Below are 6,706 nucleotides of genomic sequence, written 5' to 3'. Positions count from 1 at the left end.
GCCGAGCGTGGGGGAGTTGACAACCGACGACAACGCGGCAGATGTGCGTGCCACGCCCCGCGACGCCGGCATGATCCAAACGACAGGCCCTAGCGTTTCACCGCGCACAGCAGCCCGTCGCCCACCGGCAGCAGTGACGGCACCAGCTCCTGGCTCTCGCGCACGGCGCGCAGCAGCTCCCGCAGCCGCAGCACCTCCGTGGGCTGCGGACCGGAGTCAACCGTCCGGCCGTTCGCGAAGGCGCCCTCGAAGACGACCAGCCCGCCGGTGCGCAGCAGGCGCAACGATTCGGCGAGGTAGTCCATGACCTCCAGGCGATCACCGTCGCAGAAGACCAGGTCGTAACCGGCGTCCGCGAGGCGGGGCAGCACGTCCAGGGCGCGGCCCGGGATGAAGCGTGCCCGGTTGCTGGCGAAGCCGGCGGCGCGGAAGGCCTGACGGGCGAACTGCTGGTGCTCCGGCTCGGGATCCACGGTCGTCAGAACACCGTCCGGCCGCATACCGTGCAGGAGATGGATCCCGGAGACACCACAGCCGGTCCCGATCTCCGCGACGGCCTTCGCGTCGACCGACGCGGCCAGCAACCGCAGCGCGGCGCCCGTGCCGGGCGTCACCGAGCGCAACCCTGCCTCGCGGGCCCGGTCCCGGGCCCAGTGCAGCGTTTCGTCCTCGGCGACATAGGCGTCGGCGAACGCCCAGCTCGTCTGCCGGTTGCCGGTAATGACCCTCTCCTGTCCCCGTGAATGCCTGGGCGTGACTGTATCCGTTGGGCACGGGAACCCGCAGATGGGACCGGTCGTTTAAAGGGACGAGCGAACGGCGTGGGCCGGGACGGGGGGACGGGCAGTGGATCAGGACGCCGAGCCAGGGCCGACGCAGCAGTACGAGGCGTATCAGCCCAGATCAATTTCTCGTAAAACCACTTATCCGGTCCTAACGGGCGAGGTGGCTATGGTAGGGGCTCCACTGGACACCACCAGAGCTGACAGGGGAGGTGCGGCTGCGCCTGTGGATCGCGGAGGAGTGTTCCGGCGCCTCCTCGGACCGGCAGGCAGGCCGACATCTGTGAACGACACCGCTGCTGACCACAGTCACGCCGCTGACTTGCCCCAGACCGCGACCTTCACCACCGACGCGGACGGGCAGGCGTGGACTCCGCCCACGTGGGAGGAGATCGTCAGCACGCACAGCGGCCGGGTCTACCGGCTCGCCTACCGTCTGACCGGCAACCAGCACGACGCGGAGGACCTCACGCAGGAGGTCTTCGTCCGCGTCTTCCGCTCCCTGTCGACCTACACGCCGGGCACCTTCGAGGGCTGGCTGCACCGCATCACCACGAACCTCTTCCTGGACATGGTCCGCCGCAAGCAGCGCATCCGCTTCGACGCGCTCGGCGAGGACGCGGCCGAGCGCCTGCCCAGCAAGGAGCCCACGCCGCAGCAGATCTTCAACGACGCGCACTTCGACGCGGACGTCCAGCAGGCCCTCGACACCCTCGCCCCCGAGTTCCGCGCCGCGGTCGTGCTGTGCGACATCGAAGGACTGTCGTACGAGGAGATCGCGGCGACCCTCGGCGTCAAGCTCGGCACCGTCCGCTCACGGATCCACCGCGGACGCTCTCAGCTGCGCAAGGCTCTCGCGCACCGCTCCCCGGAGGCGCGCGCCGAGCGCCGCTCCTTCGTGCCCCGTGTTCCCGCCCTGGGAGGAGGGGGCGCGAGCGCGTGAGCGGATCTCGGCCGAAAGCCTCCGAGGGTCACCTCGCAGAGCAGCATCTGGGAGACCGACTCTCCGCCCTGGTGGACGGAGAACTCGGTCATGACGCGCGTGAGCGCGTACTGGCGCACGTGGCCACCTGCCCGAAGTGCAAGGCGGAGGTGGACGCCCAGCGCCGGCTGAAGAACGTCTTCGCGGAGGCGGCCCCGCCGCCCCCCTCCGAGAGTTTCCTGGCCCGCCTGCAGGGACTACCCGCGGGCGGCGGCCCGGACGGTGAGATCACACCGCCGGGCGGAGCAGGGCTGCCCGGAGGGCTGTCCGGACGGTTCGGATCGTCCGGGGCGTTCGGTGTGAAGCGCGGCGAGCGGTTCGAGTTCGGGTACGCCCCGGCCCGGCCGCACCTGCCCGTGGTGCCCACGTCCCCGGGCGGAACCCCCGGCCTTCCCTCCGACACCGGAGGCCCGCTGCCCGGCCACCGGGGCCTGCCGTCGGAGAGGGGCTTCCGCATTCACGACGTGGGCCGGCACGACGGCGACCGGTCGTCCTCGCGGCTGCGATTCGCGTTCGTGGCAGCCGGTGCCGTGTCCCTGGCGGCGATCGCGCTGGGCGGCGTCACCACCGGCACCCCGGCCGACGCGGAGGCCCGCGGTGGCCAGGGCACGGGGAGCAACGTCACACCGATGCGCACCCAGGGCACCGGCGCCGCGACGCCCGAGTCCCAGCGCCGCCGGACGGCGCCGCAGCTCGGGCAGGTGCACGGCGAGAGCATGCTCGGCCGCGCCCCGGTCGCCCCGACCGAGGTCTCGGCCCCGCTGCTGCCCGGAGTGCCGTCCCCCGCCCGGCACCACGCCTTCCACGCGCTGACCGCCCCGGTGGTCGCCGGAGCCGCCGTCATGTCCCCGTTGATACGACCGCTCGAGGCGGCCACTCCCGCCGCCCTGACCTCGTGGTCCGCGGTCCCCGAGATCACGGCCCCGCTGCTCGCCGTGCCTCTCGCGGACCCGACCTCGTCCCCCTCCGCCCCCGCTTCCTCGCGCACGGCTCACTGACCGGCCTCTGCGCACCGGCCCGCGAACCTGATTGAATCCGGGGGTTGTCGCCCGCGGCCCAGGTGTGGCCGGGCGCCGGTTCGAGTAGGAACTGCGGCCATCGCGACGAGCCGTGCCGCGGCTGTGGGGAGAGCATGAACGAGGGGAAGCCCACGAAGGCGAAGTGGTGGAGCCGTCCACGGTCGCAGGACCCCGCGGAGCAGCCGGAGGGTCCGGACCAGGTCGTGGCGGAGGACCCGGGAGGGAACGGTGTGCACGGGCCGGCGACGGCTCCGACCGGCCCCGACGGGGACTTCGAGCTGCCCCGTCCGGCGCCTCGGCCCGACGGGGACGGCGACTACGAGTTGAGGCGCCCCGAAGCGGTACCGACCGAGAGCGCCGGAGAGCCGACGGCGTCGGCGCCCGGGCCGGCGGAAAACGATGACGGTGTTGTCGCGTCCGCCCCCGGGGCGACCGATGCCGGCGATGGCGAGGTCGGCCCGGCCGCCCCCGGCGAAGCCCTTGCCCCGGCCGCCTCTGGCAACGCGTCTACTCCGGCGGTCCCCGGCAACGCCTCTCCGGCCGCCCCCGGCGAAACCCCGGCCCCGGCCGCCCCCGGGGCGACCCTCGCCGAGGGGGCCGGGCAGGCCGCTGCTCGCGTCCCCGCTGCCAGGGAGGTCGAGCAGGGCGTTCCCGTCGCCCCGGTCGCACCCGCCGGGGCTGTGCAGGATGCTCCCCGGCCGCTGCACGACCCCGACCCGTACAGCACCCCGCCCTACGGCGAACCCGGCCCCTGGGCGCCCGCGCCGCCCGTCCAGCACCCGGCGACGATCCCCGGGCAAGGTATGGCGGCACCGGGACAGCCGACCGTGCTGGGCACCCCCGCCGTCCCGTCGCCGCCCGAGCCGCACGGCGCACCGTCCGCCCCGGCCACCGGCCACCCCGCGCCCTCCGCCCACCCGTCGACCGAGATGCCGCACCCCGGTGCGCCCGGTGCCCTCGGCGACCCCGCGCCCGTGCCGGCCGCCCCGGTCCACACCGGCGCTCCAGCACCCGCTCCTGACCCCTGGCAGCGCTACGACCCCTGGGCGGCCCCCGGTCTCGCCGGGGGACAGGAGGGGCCCTTCCAGCAGAACGGCGCCGCCGTACTCAGCACCGAGCAGCGGCGCAGGCGGGGCAGGACGTCCCTCGTGCTCGGTGCCGTACTGCTCGCGCTCGTGTCCGGGGGCCTCGGCGGGGCCGTGGGGACGTATCTGGAGCGCAACGGGGGCGTCGGGACCGTCGAGCTGCCGCAGGCCGGGAAGGAGGCCTCCGCGCGGGACGCCGACAGCGTGGCCGGGATCGCCGGACGGGCCCTGCCCAGCGTGGTCACGCTGCACGTCAGCGGCGCCGGCGAGCAGGGCACGGGCACCGGCTTCGTGCTCGACACCTGCGGGCACATCCTCACCAACAACCACGTCGTGCGGCCCGCCGGATCCGGTGGCGAGATCACCGTGACGTTCAACGGCGGGCAGACCGCGAAGGCCGAGGTCGTCGGCCGGGACAGCGGCTACGACCTCGCCGTCGTCAAGGTGAAGGGCGTCAGCGGACTCACCCCGCTGCCCCTCGGCAACTCCGACAACGTGCAGGTCGGCGACCCGGTCGTGGCCATCGGCGCCCCCTTCGACCTGGCCGGCACGGTCACCTCCGGCATCATCAGCGCCACCCAGCGGCCCATCACGGCCGGCGGCGAGAAGGGCGACGGCAGCGACGTGTCTTACGTCGACGCGCTGCAGACCGACGCGCCCATCAACCCCGGCAACTCCGGCGGGCCCCTGCTCGACGCCCGGGCCCGGGTCATCGGCATCAACTCGGCCATCCGCTCGGCGGACAGCGGCTCCACGCAGGACAGCGCCCGGTCGGGTTCGATAGGCCTCGGCTTCGCCATACCCATCAACCAGGGCAAACGCGTCGCCGAAGAGCTGATCAACACCGGGAAGGCCACCCACCCGGTCATCGGCATCACCCTGGACATGGACTACACGGGCGACGGCGCCCGCGTCGCCGCCGAGGGCAGCGAGGGCGGGGCGCCCGTCACCGCGGGCGGTCCGGGTGCCCGGGCGGGGATCAAGTCGGGCGACGTCATCACGGAGGTCGACGGCGCGCGGGTGCACTCCGGCGAGGAACTGATCGTCAAGACCCGGGCGCACCGCCCCGGCGACCGGCTGGAGCTGACCGTCGAGCGCGGCGGCAAGGAGCGCACGGTCTCGCTCGTCCTCGGCTCGTCGGATGGCTGAGACATGAGGTCCGGGCCCGGGAAGGGCGTCCCATCAGGCCTCACAACGGACCGACAAGGCAAACAATCGGGAAAGCGCTCACACCTCCCGCACTCGGAGGTCCCGGGACAGTACCGGTCGGACAGGATCGCCGGGTACCGTGGATCCGGCCCGGACCACGGCAAGACCCGCACCGACCACGAGGGCCGAGGACCGAGGACATCGCTAGGAGCTTCAGGTGTTCAATGACATAGGACCACTCGAGCTGGTGACGCTCATCGTCCTTGCCGTGCTCGTCTTCGGTCCGGACAAGCTCCCCAAGGTCATCCAGGACGTGACACGCACGATCCGGAAGATCCGTGAGTTCTCGGAGAGCGCCAAGAACGACATCCGGGAGGAACTCGGCCCGGAGTTCAAGGACTTCGAGTTCGAGGACCTCAACCCCAAGACGTTCATCCGCAAGCAGCTGGACAACGAGGACCTGGGGCTCAAGGAGATCCGCAACGGCTTCGATCTGAAGAAGGAGATGGCCGAGGTCACCGACGCCGTCCACAGCCGTGACTCCGACACCTCCTCCGCTTCGTCCGCGGGTGCCGCCGGTTCGTCCGGTGGTCGCATCGACATGACGAAGAAGCCCGAGACGCCCGACCCCGACGACCGGCCGCCCTTCGACGCGGACGCCACCTGAGGGACACGCCCAGGGGCGTACGCCCCGGGTGGCGTGACGCGTTTCATACTCCGGTCGGGCTGTCTACGGCCTGAACGGGGCGCCCGTGCGGCCCATGCGCCGGGCGGTTTCCCTGCTGCTCGCAGCGGTGTGGCTATGCTGCCGAGTTGTTGTGCGGACCGTGACGAGTACGCCCGAAGGGGGGCGGGCCGTACCGGTCCGACTAGAGCGAGGAGGCGTCCGGGCACATGGAGACGACGAGTCGGGCTGTCGCGCAGACGCCGGCCGCGGAGGGCGGACAACAGGCCCCCTTCGCCCGGCGTACGGTCGACGACTACCTGCGTGCGCCCTTCCCGTGGTACGGCCTCGACGAGGCCTTCACGGGACCGCGCCGGCTGATGCAGGTGGGTACGACGGCCGACGGGACCGTGGAACACGGGTCGATCGGGCACGGGGACGAGCCCACCATCCGCAACGAGCATGCGGCCGGGGGCGATCAGGACGCCAAGGAGAAGTTCGCGGTCGTCGTGACCGTGGCGGCGAATCCCTCACGGCGCACGGCGGACGGAACGGGGCTGCTGGAGGCCACGTCGGTCTCCTCCGCGGCGTGGCTCGCGGGCGTCGGACTGCTGTCCTTCACCTGGCCCGGGCAGATGGACCACGCGCTGCGGGACGACTGGCTGGAGCAGCAGACCGAGACGGCGTGGGTGCTGGCGGACGATCTGGACGGGGCCGACTGGTCGACGCTGTCCCTGCCCGTGGACGGGGTGCCGACGGTGTTCCACTACCGGGAGTCGGAGTTCGGCTGGGTGCTCGCCGGGTCGACCTCGGCCGGGGTGCATGTCGGGGCGTACGGCAGGGGCATGAGTGCGTATGGGCTCGGGTTCGCCGTGGTGAAGGACATCGCCGCGTACGCGTGAGTTCCCTGGGGCGCCGGGTTTTCGGCGCCCCTTCGCCGTGATGCCTCGGTCCTTGGGCGACTGCGGGCACGTCGTGGCTTGTCGCGCAGTTCCCCGCGCTCCTGGGTCCGCCGCCCTCGGGGC

Annotated in this window: 6 protein-coding genes; 5 read left to right on the top strand and 1 reads right to left on the bottom strand. The window is 72.6% G+C overall.

The genetic code is table 11. The annotated features are described in order from the left end of the window. Positions 1 to 89: 89 nt before the first annotated feature. Positions 90 to 788, bottom strand: a complete 699-nt coding sequence (locus ACFY5B_RS32125; RefSeq protein WP_344459151.1) for an O-methyltransferase — start codon at positions 786 to 788, stop codon at positions 90 to 92. Between the two features lie 163 nt (positions 789 to 951). On the opposite strand from ACFY5B_RS32125, the gene sigE reads away from it, so the two are divergent. The 5 genes from sigE to ACFY5B_RS32100 all read left to right on the top strand — a co-directional run bounded on the left by sigE (position 952) and on the right by ACFY5B_RS32100 (position 6,583). Further along, positions 952 to 1,725: an RNA polymerase sigma factor SigE gene (gene sigE, locus ACFY5B_RS32120; RefSeq protein ID WP_389976273.1), complete on the top strand. Its 774-nt coding sequence runs from the start codon at positions 952 to 954 to the stop codon at positions 1,723 to 1,725. Continuing rightward, entirely contained in the window at positions 1,722 to 2,762 is a 1,041-nt protein-coding gene (locus tag ACFY5B_RS32115) for an anti-sigma factor family protein (RefSeq protein WP_389976270.1), read from the top strand. Before sigE ends, ACFY5B_RS32115 begins: the two co-directional genes overlap by 4 nt. Positions 2,763 to 2,896: 134 nt before the next feature. Continuing rightward, positions 2,897 to 5,017, top strand: a complete 2,121-nt coding sequence (locus ACFY5B_RS32110) for a trypsin-like peptidase domain-containing protein (RefSeq protein ID WP_389976267.1) — start codon at positions 2,897 to 2,899, stop codon at positions 5,015 to 5,017. A 217-nt stretch (positions 5,018 to 5,234) separates the two neighbouring features. Beyond that, a complete protein-coding gene (locus ACFY5B_RS32105; RefSeq protein WP_344458633.1) occupies positions 5,235 to 5,684 on the top strand; it encodes a sec-independent translocase in 450 nt (149 codons plus the stop codon). A gap of 227 nt (positions 5,685 to 5,911) precedes the next feature. Next, positions 5,912 to 6,583, top strand: coding sequence for a hypothetical protein (locus tag ACFY5B_RS32100; RefSeq protein WP_389976264.1), 672 nt, complete (start codon positions 5,912 to 5,914; stop codon positions 6,581 to 6,583). Positions 6,584 to 6,706: the final 123 nt, after the last annotated feature.

It is taken from the genome of Streptomyces sp. NPDC013187, assembly GCF_042899705.1.
In the GTDB taxonomy this organism is placed as follows: domain Bacteria; phylum Actinomycetota; class Actinomycetes; order Streptomycetales; family Streptomycetaceae; genus Streptomyces; species Streptomyces hawaiiensis_A.
This window is presented reverse-complemented; position numbering and strand designations above follow the sequence as displayed.